The organism is Palleronia salina (genome assembly GCF_900141995.1).
GTDB classification, from domain to species: Bacteria; Pseudomonadota; Alphaproteobacteria; order Rhodobacterales; family Rhodobacteraceae; genus Palleronia; species Palleronia salina.
The window spans coordinates 121,468-139,971 of the sequence record NZ_FQZA01000010.1 but is presented as its reverse complement, the minus strand read 5'-3'; the positions used below and the strand labels follow the sequence as shown (position 1 = coordinate 139,971).

The window sequence follows — 18,504 nt, the reverse complement described above, 5'->3', positions numbered from 1 at the left end:
GGCCTACGAGGAGAGCCTGAAGATCGCGCGTGATCTGGCGGAGCGCCTGAAGACGCCGGAGAGCCTGCGGGACCTGTGCGTTAGCCTGTATATGGGTTGCTCACTCGCCGTTGAGATCAATGAACTCGATCGAGCTCGGGCATTTCTCGAAGAAGGAGAGGCCACGATGCGGGCTCTTCCTGAATTCATGCGATCCGAAATGGCACACGGGTTCGAGGAACTTCGGCGAAAGCTCAGGAATGCCTTATGACTTCTCATGTGGCCCCGGCAAAGAAAATGCTTGACGGCTTTCAGGCCTAAGAGGGTTAGACATTGACCGGAACAATCCATTGATAAGCATGGGGCCAAAAATCTGTCTAAGATCTGGTAAGGCGTTGAAAAGGCTCGAATGGGGCAGTCCTCCCCAGCGCGCCACTTTCCTCCTCAAGACGATTTTGAACCTGTCTTCCGATAGGGTCCTTGCGCACGCGCTCTTGCGGCGCCGGTATCCCGGTGAGGGGCGACCAGAATGCTGAGCACCCTGCCGCCCTGCCGTGCCCTGATCAGGCGCCCGGGACCACGCAGAGCATTTCGTAGAGCAGGTTCGCCCCGATCAGCGCGGTGTTGCCCGTGGGGTCGTAGGGGGGCGAGACCTCGACCAGGTCGGCGCCCACCAGGTTCAGCCCGGCCATGCCGCGCACGATCTCCAGCGCCTGCCAGGTGCTCAGGCCGCCCAGCTCGACCGTGCCGGTGCCGGGGGCGAAAGCGGGGTCGAGGCTGTCGATATCGAAGCTCAGGTAGACCGGCGCGTCGCCCACCGTCTCGCGCACCCGCGCCATGAGGGGGGCGAGCGATTTCATCCAGCACTCTTCGGCCTGCACCACCGTCCAGCCCTTGTCGCGGCCCCAGTCGAAATCCTCGGGCGCGTAGCCGGTCCCGCGCAGGCCGATCTGGAACACCTTGTCGTTCTGCAGGCAATCCTCCTCCCACGCGCGGCGGAAGGGGCAGCCATGGGCGACGGTTTCGCCGAACATGTGTTCGTTGATATCGGCGTGGGCATCCACGTGGACCAGCGCCACGGGCCCGTGGCGTTCGCGGATCGCGCGCAGGATCGGCCAGGTCAGCGTGTGATCGCCGCCCAGGGTCAGCGGCACCGCGCCGTGGCCCAGTATCCCGCGGTAATGCTGGGCGATGATCTCCACCGATTTCTTCAGATCGAAGGTGTTGATCGGCACGTCGCCGATATCGGCCACCTGCATCCGGTCGAAGGGCGCGGCGCCCGTGGCCATGTTGTAGGGCCGGATCATCCGGCTTTCGTCGCGGATCTGGCGCGGACCCAGCCGGGTGCCGGGCCGGTTCGACGTGCCGATATCCATGGGCACGCCGACGAAACAGGCGTCGAGCCCCGCCGCATCCTGTTGCGCGGGCAGGCGCATCATCGTCGCGGGGCCGCCGAAGCGGGGCATGTCGTTGCCGCCAAGCGGCTGGTTATAGGCGCTCATGCGTCCTCCATTGCGATCATCCGGGCCAGCGGGCGCATCTGCGCCGCGATGGACCTGCGCAGCTCTTCCAGGGTCATGGCGTCGTTCTTCACGAACTCGATGAAGGCCATGTTCAGGTTGTTGAAGATCAGCTCGCCCAGCGGCACGGGGTCGATCCTGGGCCGCACCTCGCCACGGTCGCGCAGCCGGGCGATGAGGGCGATGACCTGCCCGCGCAGCTTGTCGTCGAGATCGGCGTACCGGCGGCCGTTCGGCGTGTCCGGCGCCTCGATCGAGATCGCCATGGCGGTGCGCCACATCTCCTTGCTGAGGTATTTCAGCGAGTGGTCGTAGTATTGGTGGATCAGCGCCAGGATCGCCGCCTCGACCCCGCGCGGCGGATCTTCGACGATGCCCTGGCCCATGGCGACGACCTCTTCCACCTCGAGCGCGACGGTGGCGATCAGGATGTCACCCTTGGCGTGGTAGTAGTTGTAGACCGTGCCGACCGACACGTCCGCACGGTCGGCCAGGTCCTCGAGACGCACGGCACGATACCCCCGGTCGCGGAACAGCGTCACCGCCGCGTGCAGGATTCGCCGTTCGCGATCCGCCTTCTGCCTATCTCGTAAGCCCGTCACGGGATCTCTCGGTCATTCTGAAACAGAACTCAAAAATAATGTTGACTACAAAAATGAGGCTGTTCAAGTTTTTTCTCAGGAGCCGCCGAAAGCGCGGTCGAAAGAACCACAGGGAGACGCGAATGACTGCCAAGATTCTTTTCCGATCGGTGGCCACCACCGCGCTGGTCGGCGCCGGCACCGCCGCGAGCGCGCAGGACGAGCTGAACGCGCTGGTCTGGTGCGACCACACAGACCCCGCGCTGATCGAACCCTTCGAGGCCGAGCACAACGTCACGGTGAACCTGCGCGAATACGAAGGCACCGGCGCCGCCCTTGCGCTGCTGGAGCAATCGCGTCCCGGCGACTGGGACGTCCTGGTGATCGACGGCATCGACGTCTTCCGCGCCATCGACGCGGGCCTTCTGGCCGAGCTGCCGGCGGACGAATTGCCGACAGACGCCTTCTTCCCCGAAGTCGTGATGTCCGAGAACAACGGCAGCGACGGCGCAATCTACGCCGTGACCGAGAAGTTCGGCTACAACACGATCTCCTACAATTCGGACGCGGTGGACGCCGCGGACATGGAGAACCTGTCGAGCGTCTGGTCCGAGAAATACGACGGCCGCATCTCGATCTACGACTACTACCTGCCGGTGATGGGCCTTGCCGCGCTGGAGCAGGGGATCGACACCGCCGCCATCGACGCCGCGGCGCTCGAACCCATCGGCGAGACGCTGTCGCAGATGCGCAGCCGCGCGGCCTCGGTCGCGGGTGTCGTCGCCGCGCAGACGGCGCTGGCCACGGGCGAGGTCGATATCGTCGTGGGCGGGGGCGAATGGCTGACCGCCGTACTGGCCGAAGAGCGGCCCGAGCTGACATGGACGATCCCCGAGGAAGGCGCCGTGCGCTGGACCCAGTCCATCGGCGTGCTGGCCGACAGCGAGAAGACCGACCTGGCGACCGAGTTCGTCAAATACATCGTCAGCGCCGAAGGACAGGCGCGGCTGGCGACCTCGTCCTGCTTCTGGGGGATGCCGGCCAACGCCGAGGCGGGCGATTTCCTGAGCGACGCGCAGAAGGACGTCCTGCGCTGGGACGATCAGGCCGACTACCTGGCGCGCACGCAGCTGTACCCCGCGCCCGACACCGATCTCGATATCGAGATGCAGGATCTCTGGCTGAACACGCTCCAGCAGTGAGCGCGGGATCCGACCAGGCCAGGGGCTGGGGCTTCGCGGCCCCGGCCTTGCTGTGGACCATGGCCTTCTTCGTCGTGCCCTTCGTCGTCATGGGCGCGATGAGCCTTGCCACGCTGGACGGCCGCACGCTGGTCTGGGGTCTGCATCTCGACAACTACGCCGAGCTGGCCAGCAAGGCCTACCTGGCGCGGGCGATCTTCGTGTCGCTGGAAATCACGCTGACGGTCACGGTGGTGTCGATCCTGCTGGCATATCCGCTGGCCTGGATCATCGCCTTCCGGGTGCCGCAGCGCTGGCAGCGGCTGGCGCTGCTGCTGGCGATCCTGCCGTTCTGGACCTCTTACGTCGTGCGCTCCTACGCGTGGCTGCTGGTGCTGGCGCGCGAGGGGGTGGTGAACCAGACGATGCTGGGCCTGGGCCTGATCTCCGAGCCGTTGACGCTGGCCAATACGCGCTTCGCCACGGTGACGGGCTTCGTCCATTTCTTCGTCATGCTGCTGACCCTGACGATCTATGCCAACCTAGTGCAGCTTTCGCCGAACTATCGCCGCGCGGCCATGGACCTGGGCGCGAGCGCCTTCCAGACCTTCCGCCACGTGATCCTGCCGCTGACCCTGCCGGGGATCATGACCGGCGCGTTCCTGACCTTCGTTCTTTGCATCGGCGACTACATCACGCCGCAGATCTTGGGCGGAAATACCGAGCTGACGGTGCCGCAGGTCATCATGGTGCAACTCGGGCGCCGCGCCGACTTTCCGCTGGCCGCCGCGCTCGCCATCGTGCTCATGGGCATCGTGACGCTGGCCTACCTTGCCATGGCCCGGTGGCTGCGGCTGGATCGGCTGTGATGCGCCACGTCCTTCCCTGGGCCTACGGCCTCGCGGCCTTCGCCTTCATCTACCTGCCCGTGGGCGCGCTGGTGCTGTTCTCGTTCCAGGACGGTTCGCTGCCGGTGCCCCCCTTCGAGGGGCCCAGCCTGCGCTGGTACGCGGACGTTCTGGGCGATGACGATCTCGTCGCGGCGCTACTCCATTCGCTGACGGTCGCGCTGGGCTCGGCCGCCGTCGCGGTGGCGCTGGGGTTCGGCGCGGCCTACGGGCTGGCGCGGCACCACCTTCCGGGCTCCGCCGTCCTGCGGGGGCTGCTGATCGCGCCGTTGACCGTCAGCTACCTGATCGTGGGTCTAGGTCTTCTGATCGTCGTGCAGCGGGTCGGGCTGGGCCTGTCGCTCTGGACCGCGGGGATCGGCCACGTGGTCATCAACCTGCCGCTGTGCTTCGCGATCATCTATGCCTCGATGGGCGCGCACCAGCAGAACGCCGAGCGCGCGGCGCGCGACCTGGGCGCGGACGAGGCGCGGGTCGTGTTGCTGGTCACCATCCCGATGCTGGCGCCCGCGATCCTGGCCGCCTTCTTCCTGTCGGTGATGCTCAGCTGGGACGAGTTCATCATCGCCTTCCTGCTCACCCGCTTCGACGTGACCCTGCCGGTCGAGATCTGGTCGATGCTGCGCTCGGGCCTGTCGCCGCGGCTGAACGCCATCGGCAGCCTGGTCTTCCTCGTCTCGGTCGCGGGGATCCTCGTCATCGAATTCACACTGTTCAGGAGGCGTCGCCCATGACCGCGCCCGTCACGCTCGACCGCATCGGACACCGCTACGGCACGGTGCAGGCGCTGCATGGCATCGACCTGACGATCGAGGCGGGCGAATACATCACGCTGCTGGGCCCGTCGGGCTGCGGCAAGACCACGCTCCTGTCGATCCTCGGCGGGTTTCTCGTGCCCAGCGCGGGCAAGGTCCTGATCGGCGGCAGGGACGTGACCGCCGTGCCGCCCGCCAGGCGCCCCACGGCCACGACCTTCCAGGACTACGCGCTGTTCCCGCATATGAGCCTGCGCGACAACGTGGGCTTCGGTCTGCGCATGGCCGGCGTGGGACGGCGCGAGCGGGACCGGCGCGCCGAGGAAAAGCTGGACATGGTGGGCCTGAAGCACGCCGCCGGGAGCCGCCCGCACGAACTGTCTGGCGGCCAGCGGCAGCGCGTGGCGCTGGCCCGCGCGCTGGCGGTCGAGCCGGACGTGCTGCTGCTGGACGAGCCGTTGGGCGCGCTGGACCTGAAGCTCAGGCGCGCCATGCAGGACGAGTTGAAGAACATCCAGCGCCGCGTCGGCACCACCTTCGTCCATGTCACCCACGACCAGGAAGAGGCCATGGCCATCGCCGACCGGATCGTCGTGATGAATGCCGGCCGGATCGAGGATGTGGGCCCGCCCGCGCGGATCTATCGCCGCCCCGACAGCCTGTTCGCGGCCGAATTCATGGGCGAGATGAACCGCTTCCCGGGGCAGGGCGGGGCCGACGCGATCACCACGCCCTTCGGGCGCATCGCGCAGCAGGATCCGCCGGCGGGCGAGCTGGTCCTGTGCATCCGGCCCGAGGCGATCCGCCCCGGCGCGGGGCAGCTGGCCATCGGGCCGTCCCGCGTGCTGGACGCGGCATTCTTCGGGACCCATTGCCGGGTCCATGTCCAACCCGAAGCCGCGCCCGAGCTGACGCTGATCGCGCACCTGCCGCCCACGGACCTGCCCGAGCCGGGCGCGATGCTGGACCTGTCGGCCCGCACCGATGATCTGAACATCTTCCGAAAGGAGTGAGCAATGGACCGCGTCGCCGCCCGGGACTGGTACGCCACCGAAACCAGGTCCGACGACATCACCCTGATCCACGAGCCCTTCATCCAGCCGTTCTTCCGCTGCAACATGTGGCACGTCCGCGGGCGCGACCGTGACATGCTGGTGGACAGCGGAATGGGCGTCGTGTCGCTGCGCGAATGGGTGCCGCTGGTCACCGAACGCGACCTGACGGCAGTCGCCAGCCACACCCATTTCGATCATATCGGCTGCCACCACGAGTTCGCCGACCGGGTGCTTCACCGGCTCGAGGCGGATATCCTCGCCGATCCCGACAACGCCCGGACGCTCGCCGATCCCTACGTGACCGACGACATCTTCGACCGGCTGCCGCCTTTGCCCTACAGCTCGGACACCTACACGCTGAAAGGCGCGCGGGCGACGCGGCTGGTGGACGATGGCGACGCGATCGACCTGGGCGACCGGCATTTCGAGGTCATCCACACGCCCGGCCATTCCCCCGGCGGCATCGCCCTGTGGGAGGCTGCGACCGGCACGCTGATTTCGGGCGATATCGTCTATGACGGCCCGCTGATCGAGGATACCTACCACGCCGATGCCGCGGATTATCATCGCTCGATGGTCCGGCTCTACGACCTGCCGGTGCAGGTCGTGCACGGCGGGCATTTCCCCAGCTACGGGCGCGCGCGCCACCGCGAGATCATCGGCACCTGGCTGAAAGAACGGGAGAAGGCCTGAGCGGCCTCCCCCGGGGCGCGGGCCCTACTTCTCGGGGATCAGCCCGCGCGGGCTGAACCGCAGCACCAGCAGCAACACGAGGCCCATGGTGAACAGCCGGATATGCGCGGTCGAGGCCAGCAAGTGGTCGCGCAGCGCGCTGCCGTCGGGCAGGGGCGATGCGATCACCGACATCAGCGCCTGGCCAACCGGTTCGACCTGCACCCACAAAAGCCAGATCAGGAACCCGCCCAGCACCGCGCCAAGGTTGGACCCGGAGCCGCCGACGATGACCATCACCCAGACGAGGAAGGTGAAGCGCAGCGGCTGGTAGGAGCTCGGCGTCAGCTGACCGTCCAGCGTCGTCATCATCGCGCCGGCCAATCCGCAGACCGCGCTGCCCAGGATGAACACCTGCAGGTGGCGGCGCGTCACGTCCTTGCCCATGGCCCGCGCCGCCGTTTCGTTGTCGCGGATTGCGCGCATCATGCGTCCCCAAGGCGACGCCAGCGCAAGCTGCGCCAGCACGAAGACGATCAGCAGGACGATGGCCAGAAGGATCCCGTAATTGGCCTTCACCCACAGCCCCGAGGCGGTCACGGGATCGAGGCCAAGCGACATCGCGCGCTCGGCGAAGGTCTCCGATTGCTGCAGGTCGACCTCGTAGGGCACGGGCCGCGGCAGGCCGATCACGTTCTTCACCCCGCGCGACAGCCAGTCTTCGTTCTTCAGGACCGCGATGATGATCTCGGCGATGCCCAGGGTGGCGATGGCGAGGTAGTCCGAGCGCAAGCCGAGGGCGATCTTGCCGATGATCCACGCGGCGCCGGCGGCCAGCAGACCGCCCACGGGCCAGGCCACGATGACCGGCAGTCCGAGCCCGCCGAGATATCCGGTCGACGCCGAGTCGACGCTTTCGATCGCCTCGACGGCCGGGTCGAAGACCGCGCGGTAAAGGAAGAAGCCGACGAGGATGATCGCGGTGACGGCCACGCCCCGCGTCCGGCCCGACAGGGCCCGCCACGCGAAAATGGCCGCCGCGATGCTGCCGGCGCCCAGCAGCAGCCCGAGGATCACGCGCCCGCCGCCCGCGGCCCAGGCCGCGCCCACCGGCGGCATCGACACCAGGACGGCCGCAAGCCCCCCCAGCGCGACGAACCCCATGACGCCCACGTTGAAGAGGCCCGCAAACCCCCATTGCAGGTTCACGCCCAGCGCCATCACCGCCGACACGAGGCCCATGTTCAGGATGACCAGCGCCGTGTTCCAGCTTTGCACCACGCCCGTCAGGACGATCAGCGCGGCGACAAGGCCGAACAGGCCGATATTGCGTGCCGTCTCGCTCATACCGATTTCCCCCGGAAAAGGCCCGTGGGCCGGAAGAGCAGCACCACGACGAGGATCATGAAGCTCACCGCGAACTTGTAGTCGGTGGACAGAAGCTGGACGAGCCCATCGGGCGCCATTTCGTCGGGCAGGGCATAGGTCAGCACCCGTTTCCAGGCGTAGGTGATCGTCACCTCCGAGAACGCGATGACGAAGCCGCCCGCGATGGCGCCCAGCGGGCTGCCCAGCCCGCCCACGATGGCCGCCGCGAAGATCGGCAGCAGCAGCTGGAAATAGGTGAAGGGCTTGAACGACTTGTCGAGTCCGTAGAGCACCCCAGCCAGCGTGGCCAGCGCGGCCACGATGATCCAGGTCACCCGGACCACGTATTCGGGGTTGATGCCCGAAAGCAGCGCCAGGTCCTCGTTGTCGGAAAACGCGCGCATGGACTTGCCGGTGCGGGTGCGGTTCAGGAACCAGAACAGCAGCATCACCGCCGCGATGGCGACGACCAGCGTGATCGCCTGGCTCGACCGCAGGCCAAAGCCTTCCTCGAGCCCGCTCCATTCCTTGAAGTCCCGCACGGTGAACAGGAACCGCGCGCCGTCGTCGAAATTTCGGTCGTCGGGGCCGATGATCAGCCGGGTGATGCCGTTGTAGATGAACATCACGCCCATGGACACGATCACCAGGATCACCGGGTTGGCCTTCTGCGCGCGGTAGAAGCGATAGACGGCCCGGTCGGTGCCCAACAGGAAGGCCGCCGTCACGGCGATCCCGAGCGGCAGCGCCAGCAGCGCCGTGGGCAGCGGGCCCAGCGACACGCCCAGCGCCTGCAGACCCCAGGTGAACAGGATCGTCGCCATGGCCCCGAACGCCATCGAGTCGCCATGGGCGAAATTCGAGAAGCGCAGGATGCCGTAGATCATCGTCACGCCCAGCGCGCCCAGGCTCAGCTGCGCGGCATAGGCCGTTGCAGGCACGATGACGAAGTTCATCAGAACCATGAAGGCGTTGATCAGGTCCATCTTCAGTCTCCTGTGGCGACGGGGGCGAAGGTACAGCGGCCCGATTGGGTCAGGGCGCGCATGCCGCCATAGACGACGCTGTGTTCGGTGAGGACCGCCTCCCCGTCCGAGCGGACCGAGAACAGGGCGGTCGAGAGCCGCGGGTCGGACAAGGTCTCCGGCGCAGGATCCGCGAGGCGGAAATGTGCGACGAAGCGCAGACCGTCGCGCCAGGCGAACCCGGGGATCTCGACAAGCGGGGCAGTCGCCTGGGCGGGTTGGTCGGGCGCGCGCGCCTCGGCACGGTCGAGATCCCAAACCAGGGCGATGCGTTTGGGCTCCGGAAACCAGCCCTCGCTTTCGGAGCGGTCCAGCAGACAGTCCAGCGACAGCGTCGACACGGCGGGAAAGGGGCCCGCGACCGATGTCAGCTCGCGCGCCAGCCCCGGCGCGGCGGCGAACGCCACCAGCAGCCCGAGCACCATGCGATGTGGCCCGCGACGCATCATCAGCCCCCCAGGAAGCTCCGGCGCACCTCGGCGTCGGCCAGCAGGTCCTTGCCGGTGCCAGTGTGCGCGTTGGCGCCCTGCACGAGGACGTACCCGCGGTCGGCGATCTCCAGCGCCTGGCGGGCGTTCTGCTCGACCATCAGGATGGGGATGCCGGTGCGCGCGACCTCGATGATGCGGTCGAACAGCTCGTCCATGACGATGGGGCTGACGCCGGCGGTGGGCTCATCCAGCATCAGCACCTTCGGCTCGGTCATCAGCGCGCGGCCCACGGCCACCTGCTGGCGCTGGCCGCCCGACAGCTCGCCCGCCATCTGGCGGCGCTTGTCGCGCAGGATCGGGAAGAGGTCATAGACCTGCTCCATGGTGCGGCGGATGTCGTCGCGGCGGATGAAGGCGCCCATCTCGAGGTTTTCCTCGACGCTCATGGACGGGAAGATGTTGCTGGTCTGCGGCACGAAGCCCATGCCCGCGCCCACGCGGTCCTGCGGCGACAGGGCCGAGATGTCGGTGCCATCCAGCACGACGGATCCCTGGCGCAGGTCCAGCATCCCGAAGATCGCCTTCATGGCGGTGGACTTGCCCGCGCCGTTGGGGCCGACGATGACCGCGATCTCGCCCGGGTTCACCGCGATGGTGCAGTCGTGCAGGATGTCCGGCCCCTTGCCGTAGCCGCCCGACATGTTGCGCCCGGCGAGGAACGCGTTGTCCGTCGCGGGCGTCGTCTCGCCGCTGGTCTCGTGCGCGGGGCTGAGCGTGCTGCCGCCGCGCGGGTTGACGATGCTGGCGTCCTTGTTGCCGCGCCCGCCGTAGCCTGCGTCGCTCATGCCGGCACCTCGGTCTTGTTCTTGAGACCGGTGCCCAGGTAGGCCTCGATCACGTCCTCGTTGGCCTTGATCTCGTCCAGCGTGCCCTCGGCCAGGACCTTGCCCTCGGCCATGCAGATCACCGGATCACAGAGGCGGCCGATGAAATCCATGTCGTGCTCGATGACCACGAATGTATAGCCGCGCTCGGCGTTCAGCCGCTGGATCGCGTCGCCGATGGTGTTCAGCAAGGTGCGGTTCACGCCCGCGCCGACCTCGTCCAGGAACACGATGCGGGCGTCGACCATCATGGTGCGGCCCAGCTCCAGGAGCTTCTTCTGCCCGCCCGAGACCTGTCCGGCCTTGTGATCGGCCAGGTGCTCGATCGTCAGGAATTCCAGCACCTCGTCGGCCTTGGCGCGCAGGGCGCGTTCCTCGTCGGCGATGCGCTTGCGCCCGAACCAGGTGTTCCACAGCCGCTCGCCCGACTGGCCGGGGGGCACCATCATCAGGTTCTCGCGGCAGGTCATGGACGAGAACTCGTGCGCGATCTGGAAGGTGCGCAGCAGCCCCTTGTGGAACAGCTCGTGCGGGGGCAGGCCGGTGATGTCCTCGCCCTCCATGGTCACGCGGCCCGAGGTAGGGTCAAGAACGCCCGCGATGACGTTGAACAGGGTGGTCTTGCCCGCGCCGTTCGGGCCGATCAGCCCGGTGATCGACCCCTTCGCGATGGAAAGAGACGCGCCATCGACGGCGTGGAAGCCGCCAAAGGTCTTGCGCAGGTTTTCGACCACGATCATTCGGCTTGTCCCCATAGCCATCGGGCGGATGCCATCGGGCCCGCCATCATTGGCGGTGTGTTTTATCCGCTCTGGCGCGGTTGTCCATCAATTAGCCGGTCTCGCCGGTCCCGGGCGGGGATGACAAGGTGGCGCGGCCGGCCCTAGGGTCGGCGCCACGCCCCATTGCCCGAAAAGGATGCGCCCCATGTTCGACCTGGTCCTTCGCAACGCCACGCTGCCCGACGGACGGCAGGGCCAGGACATCGCCGTCACCAAGGGCCGCATCGCCGCGATCCAGCCCGGCATCACCGCCGAGGCGGGGCAGGTCATCGACGCCGCCGGTCAACTGGTCAGCCCGCCCTTCGTCGATCCGCATTTCCACATGGACGCGACCCTGTCGCTGGGCCTGCCGCGCATGAACCTGTCGGGGACGCTCTTGGAGGGCATCGCGCTCTGGGGCGAATTGCGGCCCATCGTGACGCGGGAGGAACTGGTCGAGCGCGCGATGCGCTACTGCGACCTGGCGGTGACAAAGGGCGTGATGGCGGTGCGCAGCCACGTGGACGTGTCAGACCCGCGCCTGGTGACGGTCGAGGCGCTGCTCGAGGTGCGCGAGCGGGTGGCGCCCTACCTGGAATTGCAGCTCGTGGCCTTTCCGCAGGACGGGTACTTCCGCGGCCCCGACGCGGAGGAGGCGCTGAGCCGCGCGCTGGACATGGGCGTGGATATCGTGGGCGGCATCCCGCATTTCGAGCGGACGATGGAAGACGGCGCCGCATCGGTCGAGGCGCTGTGCCGGATCGCCGCCGACCGGGGCCTGCCGGTCGACATGCATTGCGACGAGACCGACGATCCCCTGTCGCGCCATGTCGAGACACTGGCCGCGCAGACGGTGCGCTTCGGGCTGCAGGGGCGGGTGGCCGGGTCGCACCTGACCTCGATGCACTCGATGGACAACTACTACGTCTCGAAGCTGCTGCCCCTGATCGCCGAGTCGGGCATGGCCGTCATCCCCAACCCGCTCATCAACATGATGCTGCAGGGGCGCCACGATACCTATCCCAAGCGCCGCGGCCTCACCCGCATCCCGCAGATGATGGAGATGGGGATCCCCGTGGGGTTGGGGCAGGATTGCGTGATGGACCCGTGGTATTCCATGGGCACGGGCGACCTCCTGGACGTGGCGCACATGGCCGTGCACGCGACGCAGATGGGATCGGTCGCCGACAAGCGCGCGCTGTTCGACGCGGTCACCGTGAACTCGGCCCGGATCATGGGGCTCGAGGGCTACGGGCTGGAGGTCGGGTGCCACGCGGACATGGTCCTGCTGCAGGCCCGAGACCCGGCCGAGGCGATCCGCCTGCGCCCCAATCGCCTGAAGGTGATCCGGCGCGGCCGCGTTGTCGCCGAGACCGCGCCCGAGCAGTCGCGCCTGTCGCTGGAGGGCCGGCCCCCGCTGATCGTCCCGGCCGCCTATGCCCCGCGCCAAGCCGATTGACCAAACGGTCAGGATTTGCCCAAATAACTGGCAGGGCGCGTTTTTGTTCGGCACTCGCACCGGGGCCCGCGCTTGACAGGCCGGGGGTGCCGGGGCCGACTGCGCGCACCAGCGCATCCATGCGCGACATGCCCGGACCGGATCCGGGCCAATAAGGGGAGATTTCCATGACCAGATTTCCGATGAACCGCCGCCGCCTGCTGGGCACCGGGGCCGCCGCGCTGGGGGCCGCGACGCTGGCCACGCCGGGGCTGCTCCGTGCGCAGACCCGCGTGAAGGTCGCGGGCATCCACGCCTCGCCGGTCGAGAACGCCTGGAACTCGGTCCTGCACGCCGCGATGGTGCAGGCCAACGAGGAAGGCGTCATCGACTACACCTTCTCGGAAGGCGTGTCGGGCACCGACTATCCGCGCGCCATGCGCGAATATGCCGAGGCGGGCAACGTCCTGATCGTGGGCGAATCCTACGCGGTCGAGCGCGAGGCGCGGCAGGTCGCGGGCGACTATCCCGACACCGCCTTCCTAATGGGGTCGTCCGGCGAGGCGGCGGGCGACAATTTCGGCGTCTTCGGCACCTGGAACTGGGAGGCCGCGTACCTGTGCGGCATGCTGGCCGGCGCCATGACCGAGACGGGCCAGGTGGGCACCGTCGGCGCGATCCCGATCCCCGAAGTGAACATGCTGATCAACGGCTTCGCCGATGGCGTGAAGGCGGTGAACCCGGACGTCACCCACTCGGTCAGCTTCATCGGCACCTTCTTCGACCCGCCCAAGGCGCGCGAGGCGGGGCTGGCGCAGATCGACAGCGGCGCCGACATCCTGTTCGGCGAACGCATCGGCACGGCGGACGCGGCGGAAGAGCGCGGGATCCGGGCGATCGGCTCGCTCATCAATTACACGCCGCGCTACCCCGAGACCGTCTTCGCCAACGCGCTGTGGTCCTTCCGCCCGCTGATGGACGCCGCCCTGGCCGACGCTGTGGCGGGCAATCCCACCGGCAAGACCTACACGCCGCTGAGCCTGATGGAGGATGGCGGCAACGACATCGCCTATGTCGAAGGCGTCGCCCCGGCCGAGGCCGTGGCCCGCATGGAAGAGGTCCGCGCGGCGATCAAGGCGGGCGAGTTCGAGGTGCCGCGCAATTTCGACGAGCCGGCCTGATCGGCTTGCCACCCCGTCCCCGGATATCCGAGCCAAGTGGGGGCGCCCGGCAGCGGGCGCCCCTTTGGTGCTTGCGGACATGACCCGCGTGCTCGAGCTTCGGGGCATCACCAAGCGGTTCGGTGCCGTCACCGCGAACGAGGACGTGTCGCTGCATCTCGACCAGGGCGAGATCGTCGCGCTGCTGGGTGAAAACGGCGCGGGCAAGACGACCCTCATGTCGATCCTGTTCGGCCACTACACCGCGGACGCGGGCACCGTGCGGGTGGATGGCGCCGAGCTGCCGCCGGGCCGGTCGCGCGCCGCGATCCAGGCGGGCGTGGGGATGGTTCACCAGCATTTCGCGCTGGCCCCGAACCTGAGCGTGCTCGACAACATCGTCACGGGGACCGAGCCGCTCTGGCGCCCGGTTTCGCGCCGGTCGGCGGCACGGGCCAAGCTGGCGGGCCTGATGGACCGCTTCGGCCTGACCGTGGACCCCGACGCCCTGGTGGCCGACCTGTCGGTGGGCGAATGCCAGCGGGTCGAGATCCTGAAGGCGCTCTATAACGACGCGCGCATCCTTATCCTGGACGAACCCACCGCCGTGCTGACCACGCAGGAGGCCGAGCGCCTGTTCGCCACCCTGCGCGAGATGACGGGGCAGGGGCTGTCGCTGATCTTCATTTCCCACAAGCTGAACGAGGTCATGGCCGCCGCCGACCGCGTCGTGGTCCTGCGCGGCGGCCGCGTGGTGGCCGAGCGCGCGACGGAAGCGACGTCGAAGGACGAGCTGGCCGAGCTGATGGTCGGCCGCCGGGTCGAACGGCCGCGCCGTCCGCCCGCAACACCCGGGGCCGTGGTGCTCGAGGCGCGGGACCTGCGGCTGTCGGGCCGCGGCGGCGCGTCGCTCAACGGTGTCAGCTTTGTCCTGAGATCGGGCGAGACGCTGGGCATCATCGGTGTCTCCGGCAACGGCCAGACGACGCTGGCCGGCCTGGTGTCGGGGCTGCATGCGCCCGATAGCGGTGCCCTGTTGGTGAAGGGGCGCGAGATCACCCGCCACACGGTCCCCGACGCCATCGCCGCCGGGATCGGACGCATCCCCGAGGATCGCCATGCCGAGGGCACCATCGGCGACCTGAGCCTGTGGGAAAACGCGGTGCTCGAGCGGATCTGGTCGCCGGAATTCTCCCGCCGCGGCCTTGTCCGCCGCCGGGCGGCGCGCGCCGCCACCGCCGAAATCATAAAGGGCTACGACGTGCGCGGGGCGGGCGTGGACAGTCGCATCCGCCTGCTGTCGGGGGGCAACATGCAGAAACTGATCCTCGGAAGGGCGCTGAGCGCGGATCCCGACATCCTGGTGGCCGCGCAGCCCAGCCGCGGGCTGGACGAGGGTGCCATCGCCGCCGTCCACGCGCGGCTGCTCGAAGCGCGGGCGCGCGGCGCCGGCGTTCTGCTGATCTCCGAGGACCTGGACGAGGTTCTGGCGCTGTCGGACCGGGTCAGGGCCATCGTTGGCGGCCGCCTGTCGCCCGCGATCCCGTCCGACGACGCCGATGCGCGGCGGCTGGGGCTCATGATGGCCGGCGACTGGGCCGAGGCCGGGGAGGACGCCCATGCGGTTTGAGCGGCGCGATCGCCCGTCGCGCGCGCTGAGCGTGCTGGCGCCGCTGGGCGCGATCATGGCCGCGTTGCTGGTGGCGGGTGTGCTCATCGCCACCGCGGGGGCCAACCCGCTGACGGCCTACGCGCTGATCCTCGACGGCGCCTTCGGCTCGCGGCTGGGCTTTTCCGAGACGCTGACCCGCACCACGCCGCTGATCCTGACCGGGCTGGCCGCCGCCGTCGCCTTCCGCGCGCGGGTCTGGAATATCGGGGGCGAGGGGCAGTTCTACCTGGGCGCGCTGGCCGTCGCCGCCATCGGCATGGTGCCCGCGCTGGCCGGGCTGCCGGCGCCCCTGGCCATCCTGATCTGCGCGGCGGCGGGCGCGGTGGCGGGGATGGTCCTGCTTCTGGTGCCGCTGGGCCTGCGCCTGCGGTTCGGCGTGGACGAGGTGGTGACAACGCTGCTGCTGAACTTCGTCGCGGTGCTGTTCGTATCGCTGATGATCGAGGGGCCGATGAAGGATCCGCTGGCCTTCGGCTGGCCGCAATCGGTGCCGATCCCCGACAACGCCATCCTGCCCACGCTGATGGACCGCACGCGGCTTCACGCGGGGCTTCTGATCGCGCTGGCGCTGGCCGTCGCGGTCTGGTGGGTGCAGGCGCGCAGCGTCTTCGGTCTGGGCGCGCGGGCCGCCGGGCTCAGCCCACGCGCCGCCGCCTTCGCGGGCGTGCCGCTGGCGCGCACGCTGCTGCTGGTGGGGTGCCTCTCGGGCGGGCTGGCGGGCCTGGCCGGCGCGGTCGAGGTCATGGGCGTGAAGGCCTACGTCACCACCGACCTGTCGCCGAACTATGGCTACTCGGGCATCGTGATCGCCATGCTCGCCAACCTGAACCCGCTGGGCGTGATCGCCGCCGCGCTGTTCTCGGCGGTGATGTTCGTGGGCGCCGACAGCATGAGCCGCGCGTTGTCGATCCCCTCCTACATCGCCGATGTCACCGTGGCGCTGTCGCTGCTGACCATGCTCGTGGCGATCTTCCTCACCCAGTACAGGATCCGGCGATGAGCGTGATCTTCGACATCCTCGCCGCCGTCGGCCTGTGGGAGGCGGTCCTGCGCATCGCGACGCCGCTGATCTTCGGCACGCTGGGCGTGTTGCTGTGCGAAAGGGTGGGGGTGCTGAACCTGGGGATCGAAGGCATCATGACCTTCGGCGCCATGGTGGGCTGGCTCACCGTCTATTCCGGCGGGGATCTCTGGACCGGCATGGCCGCTGCGGCGCTGGGCGGGGCGGCCTTCGGGCTTCTCCACGCGATCCTGACCGTGCCGCTGGGCCTGTCGCAGCACGTGACCGGCCTTGGCATCACGCTGTTCGCGTCGAGCTTCGCCTACTACGTCTTTCGCCTTGCCGTGCCGGTCGCCACCTCGCCCCCCACGGTCGAGCCGTTCCGCCCGCTGGACGTGTTCGGCCTGGCCGACCTGCCCGTGGTGGGCCCGGTCCTGTTCGGCCAGACGGCGCCCACGTACCTCGCGCTGGCGCTGGTCGTGGTGCTGGCCTGGGTGATCTATCGCACGCCGCTGGGGCTGGCGCTGCGCATGGCCGGGGAAAACCCGCACGCGCTGGACGCGCAGGGCGTGGACCCGATCCGGCTCAGGATCTGGGCGATCATGGCGGGATCGGCGCTCATGGCGATGGGCGGTGCGTTCCTGACGCTCGCGGCCTTCAATTCGTTCTTTCCCACCATGGTGCAGGGGCGCGGCTGGATCTGCGTGGCGCTGGTGGTCTTCGCCTCGTGGCGGCCGGGCCGGGCGCTGCTCGGGGCGCTGCTGTTCGCGTTCTTCGACGCGTTCCAGCTGCGGCTTCAGACGGTCGTGGACGGCGTGCCCTACCAGCTGTTCCTGATGGCGCCTTACCTCCTGTCGATCCTCGCGCTGATCGTCATGGCGCGGCGGGCGCGGGTGCCGCAGGCGCTGATGCAGCCCTATCGGCGGGGCGAACGCTGACGGTGCCGGGTTTTTCGGCAGGGCGCCCATTTTAACAGCATTTTCTTGACCAGCGGTCCGAGAAGCCGCAGCCTCGCCGGGCGGGCTTTGGCCATCGCGCGCGTCTCTGGCATCACTCGGGCGCCATACACACGCGGACGGCAAACCGTCCCGCAACGACCAAGGGGAAAACACATGCTGCACCGTACGATCCTGGCGATGGGCCTGCTGGGCGCCACCGCCGCCCACGCGCAGACCGACCTGCCATTCGCGCTGGACTGGAAATTCGAGGGGCCCGCCGCGCCCTATTTCGCCGCCATCGACCAGGGCTTCTACGAGGAAGCGGGCCTGAACGTCACGATCGAGGCCGGCTCCGGCTCGCTCGACGCGATCCCGAAGGTGGCGACCGGGGCGTTCCCGGTGGGCATGGCCGACATCAACAGCCTCGTGCGGTTTCTCGACCAGAACCCCGGCGCGCCGGTGATCGGCGCCATGATGCTCTATGACAAGCCGCCCTTCGCGGTGATCGGCCGGGCCTCGCAGGGGATCGACGGTCCGAAAAGCCTTGAGGGCAAGGTGCTGGGCGCGCCGCCGCCCGACGGCGCCTGGGCGCAGTTCCCGATCTTCGCCGCCGAGAACGACATCGACGTGGACGCCATCACGGTCGAGCCCGTGGGCTTCCCCACGCGCGAGCCCATGCTGGCCGAGGGCGAGGTGGACGCCATCACCGGCTTCAGCTTCACCTCCTACCTGAACGCCGCCCGCCTGGGCGTGCCGGAAGATGACCTGGTCACCCTGCTGATGGCCGATTACGGCGTGGACCTTTACGGCAACGTCATCCTGGTCAACACCGAATTCGCCGAGGCCAACCCCGAGGTGATCGAGGGCTTCCTGTCGGCCACCGCGCAGGGCTGGGCCGCCGCCGTGGCCGACCCCGCCGGCGTCATCCCGTCGTTGATCGAGCGGAACCCGGCCGCCGATGCCGAGCTCGAGCAGCGCCGGCTGGAGCTGGCCATCGACGCCAACGTCCTGACCGACGCGGTGCGCGAGAACGGCTTCGGCGTCATCGACGACGACCGCTTTGCCAGCGCGCTGGAGCAGATCGGCACCACCTACGAGTTCCAGTCCGAGCCGGACGCGTCGCTGTATTTCACCGACGCCTACCTGCCCGAGGGCGGTTTCTCGCTGACCGAGTGA

At 68.4% G+C, this 18,504-nt stretch carries 19 protein-coding genes; 12 read left to right on the top strand and 7 right to left on the bottom strand.

Features of this window, described 5'->3' with window-relative positions:
• A partial coding sequence (locus tag BUB76_RS18060) for a hypothetical protein (protein ID WP_214607543.1) occupies positions 1-250 on the top strand: 250 nt, incomplete at its 5' end.
• Between the two features lie 292 nt (positions 251-542).
• Here BUB76_RS18060 and speB read toward each other — a convergent pair.
• Both speB and BUB76_RS13800 read right to left on the bottom strand, forming a co-directional pair.
• Entirely contained in the window at positions 543-1,481 is a 939-nt protein-coding gene (gene speB / locus BUB76_RS13805; protein ID WP_073129372.1) for an agmatinase, read from the bottom strand.
• Positions 1,478-2,101, bottom strand: a complete 624-nt coding sequence (locus BUB76_RS13800; protein ID WP_073129371.1) for a TetR/AcrR family transcriptional regulator — start codon at positions 2,099-2,101, stop codon at positions 1,478-1,480. The genes speB and BUB76_RS13800 overlap by 4 nt, the downstream gene beginning before the upstream one ends.
• 122 nt (positions 2,102-2,223) lie before the next feature.
• Here BUB76_RS13800 and BUB76_RS13795 point away from each other — a divergent pair, with 122 nt between their 5' ends.
• From BUB76_RS13795 to BUB76_RS13775, 5 genes are read left to right on the top strand one after another with little or no spacing between them, the layout of a single operon-like run.
• Positions 2,224-3,282 (top strand): ABC transporter substrate-binding protein, encoded by a 1,059-nt coding sequence (locus BUB76_RS13795; RefSeq protein ID WP_073129370.1) that lies wholly within the window; start codon positions 2,224-2,226, stop codon positions 3,280-3,282.
• On the top strand, positions 3,279-4,130 hold the full coding sequence (locus tag BUB76_RS13790; protein ID WP_073129369.1) for an ABC transporter permease: 852 nt from the start codon (positions 3,279-3,281) through the stop codon (positions 4,128-4,130). The genes BUB76_RS13795 and BUB76_RS13790 overlap by 4 nt, the downstream gene beginning before the upstream one ends.
• Positions 4,130-4,903: an ABC transporter permease gene (locus BUB76_RS13785; protein WP_073129368.1), complete on the top strand. Its 774-nt coding sequence runs from the start codon at positions 4,130-4,132 to the stop codon at positions 4,901-4,903. Before BUB76_RS13790 ends, BUB76_RS13785 begins: the two co-directional genes overlap by 1 nt.
• Complete coding sequence (locus BUB76_RS18365; RefSeq protein WP_073129367.1) at positions 4,900-5,937, top strand: ABC transporter ATP-binding protein; 1,038 nt, start codon at positions 4,900-4,902, stop codon at positions 5,935-5,937. The genes BUB76_RS13785 and BUB76_RS18365 overlap by 4 nt, the downstream gene beginning before the upstream one ends.
• Positions 5,938-5,940: 3 nt before the next feature.
• Positions 5,941-6,672: an MBL fold metallo-hydrolase gene (locus tag BUB76_RS13775; RefSeq protein WP_073129366.1), complete on the top strand. Its 732-nt coding sequence runs from the start codon at positions 5,941-5,943 to the stop codon at positions 6,670-6,672.
• A gap of 24 nt (positions 6,673-6,696) precedes the next feature.
• On the opposite strand, the gene BUB76_RS13770 is transcribed toward BUB76_RS13775, so the two are convergent.
• Genes BUB76_RS13770 through BUB76_RS13750 form a run of 5 tightly spaced genes read right to left on the bottom strand, consistent with a single transcriptional unit; the run spans position 6,697 to position 11,099 of the window.
• On the bottom strand, positions 6,697-7,998 hold the full coding sequence (locus BUB76_RS13770; RefSeq protein ID WP_073129365.1) for a branched-chain amino acid ABC transporter permease: 1,302 nt from the start codon (positions 7,996-7,998) through the stop codon (positions 6,697-6,699).
• Entirely contained in the window at positions 7,995-9,005 is a 1,011-nt protein-coding gene (locus BUB76_RS13765; RefSeq protein WP_073129364.1) for a branched-chain amino acid ABC transporter permease, read from the bottom strand. The genes BUB76_RS13770 and BUB76_RS13765 overlap by 4 nt, the downstream gene beginning before the upstream one ends.
• Before the next feature lie 2 nt (positions 9,006-9,007).
• Positions 9,008-9,469, bottom strand: a complete 462-nt coding sequence (locus BUB76_RS13760; protein WP_073129363.1) for a hypothetical protein — start codon at positions 9,467-9,469, stop codon at positions 9,008-9,010.
• Between the two features lie 23 nt (positions 9,470-9,492).
• The gene (locus tag BUB76_RS13755; protein WP_073129362.1) at positions 9,493-10,320 is read right to left on the bottom strand and encodes an ABC transporter ATP-binding protein; all 828 of its coding nucleotides are present in this window, start codon (positions 10,318-10,320) and stop codon (positions 9,493-9,495) included.
• The gene (locus BUB76_RS13750; RefSeq protein WP_073129361.1) at positions 10,317-11,099 is read right to left on the bottom strand and encodes an ABC transporter ATP-binding protein; all 783 of its coding nucleotides are present in this window, start codon (positions 11,097-11,099) and stop codon (positions 10,317-10,319) included. The genes BUB76_RS13755 and BUB76_RS13750 overlap by 4 nt, the downstream gene beginning before the upstream one ends.
• A 187-nt stretch (positions 11,100-11,286) precedes the next feature.
• Here BUB76_RS13750 and BUB76_RS13745 point away from each other — a divergent pair, with 187 nt between their 5' ends.
• From BUB76_RS13745 to BUB76_RS13720, 6 genes are all read left to right on the top strand, one after another.
• On the top strand, positions 11,287-12,579 hold the full coding sequence (locus tag BUB76_RS13745; RefSeq protein ID WP_073129360.1) for an amidohydrolase family protein: 1,293 nt from the start codon (positions 11,287-11,289) through the stop codon (positions 12,577-12,579).
• A 167-nt stretch (positions 12,580-12,746) separates the two neighbouring features.
• Entirely contained in the window at positions 12,747-13,739 is a 993-nt protein-coding gene (locus tag BUB76_RS13740) for a BMP family protein (RefSeq protein WP_073129359.1), read from the top strand.
• 79 nt (positions 13,740-13,818) lie between these two features.
• Positions 13,819-15,348, top strand: a complete 1,530-nt coding sequence (locus tag BUB76_RS13735) for an ABC transporter ATP-binding protein (RefSeq protein ID WP_073129388.1) — start codon at positions 13,819-13,821, stop codon at positions 15,346-15,348.
• Entirely contained in the window at positions 15,338-16,390 is a 1,053-nt protein-coding gene (locus tag BUB76_RS13730) for an ABC transporter permease (protein ID WP_073129358.1), read from the top strand. The genes BUB76_RS13735 and BUB76_RS13730 overlap by 11 nt, the downstream gene beginning before the upstream one ends.
• Entirely contained in the window at positions 16,387-17,328 is a 942-nt protein-coding gene (locus BUB76_RS13725) for an ABC transporter permease (protein WP_073129357.1), read from the top strand. Before BUB76_RS13730 ends, BUB76_RS13725 begins: the two co-directional genes overlap by 4 nt.
• Positions 17,329-17,502: 174 nt before the next feature.
• Positions 17,503-18,504, top strand: a complete 1,002-nt coding sequence (locus BUB76_RS13720) for an ABC transporter substrate-binding protein (RefSeq protein ID WP_073129356.1) — start codon at positions 17,503-17,505, stop codon at positions 18,502-18,504.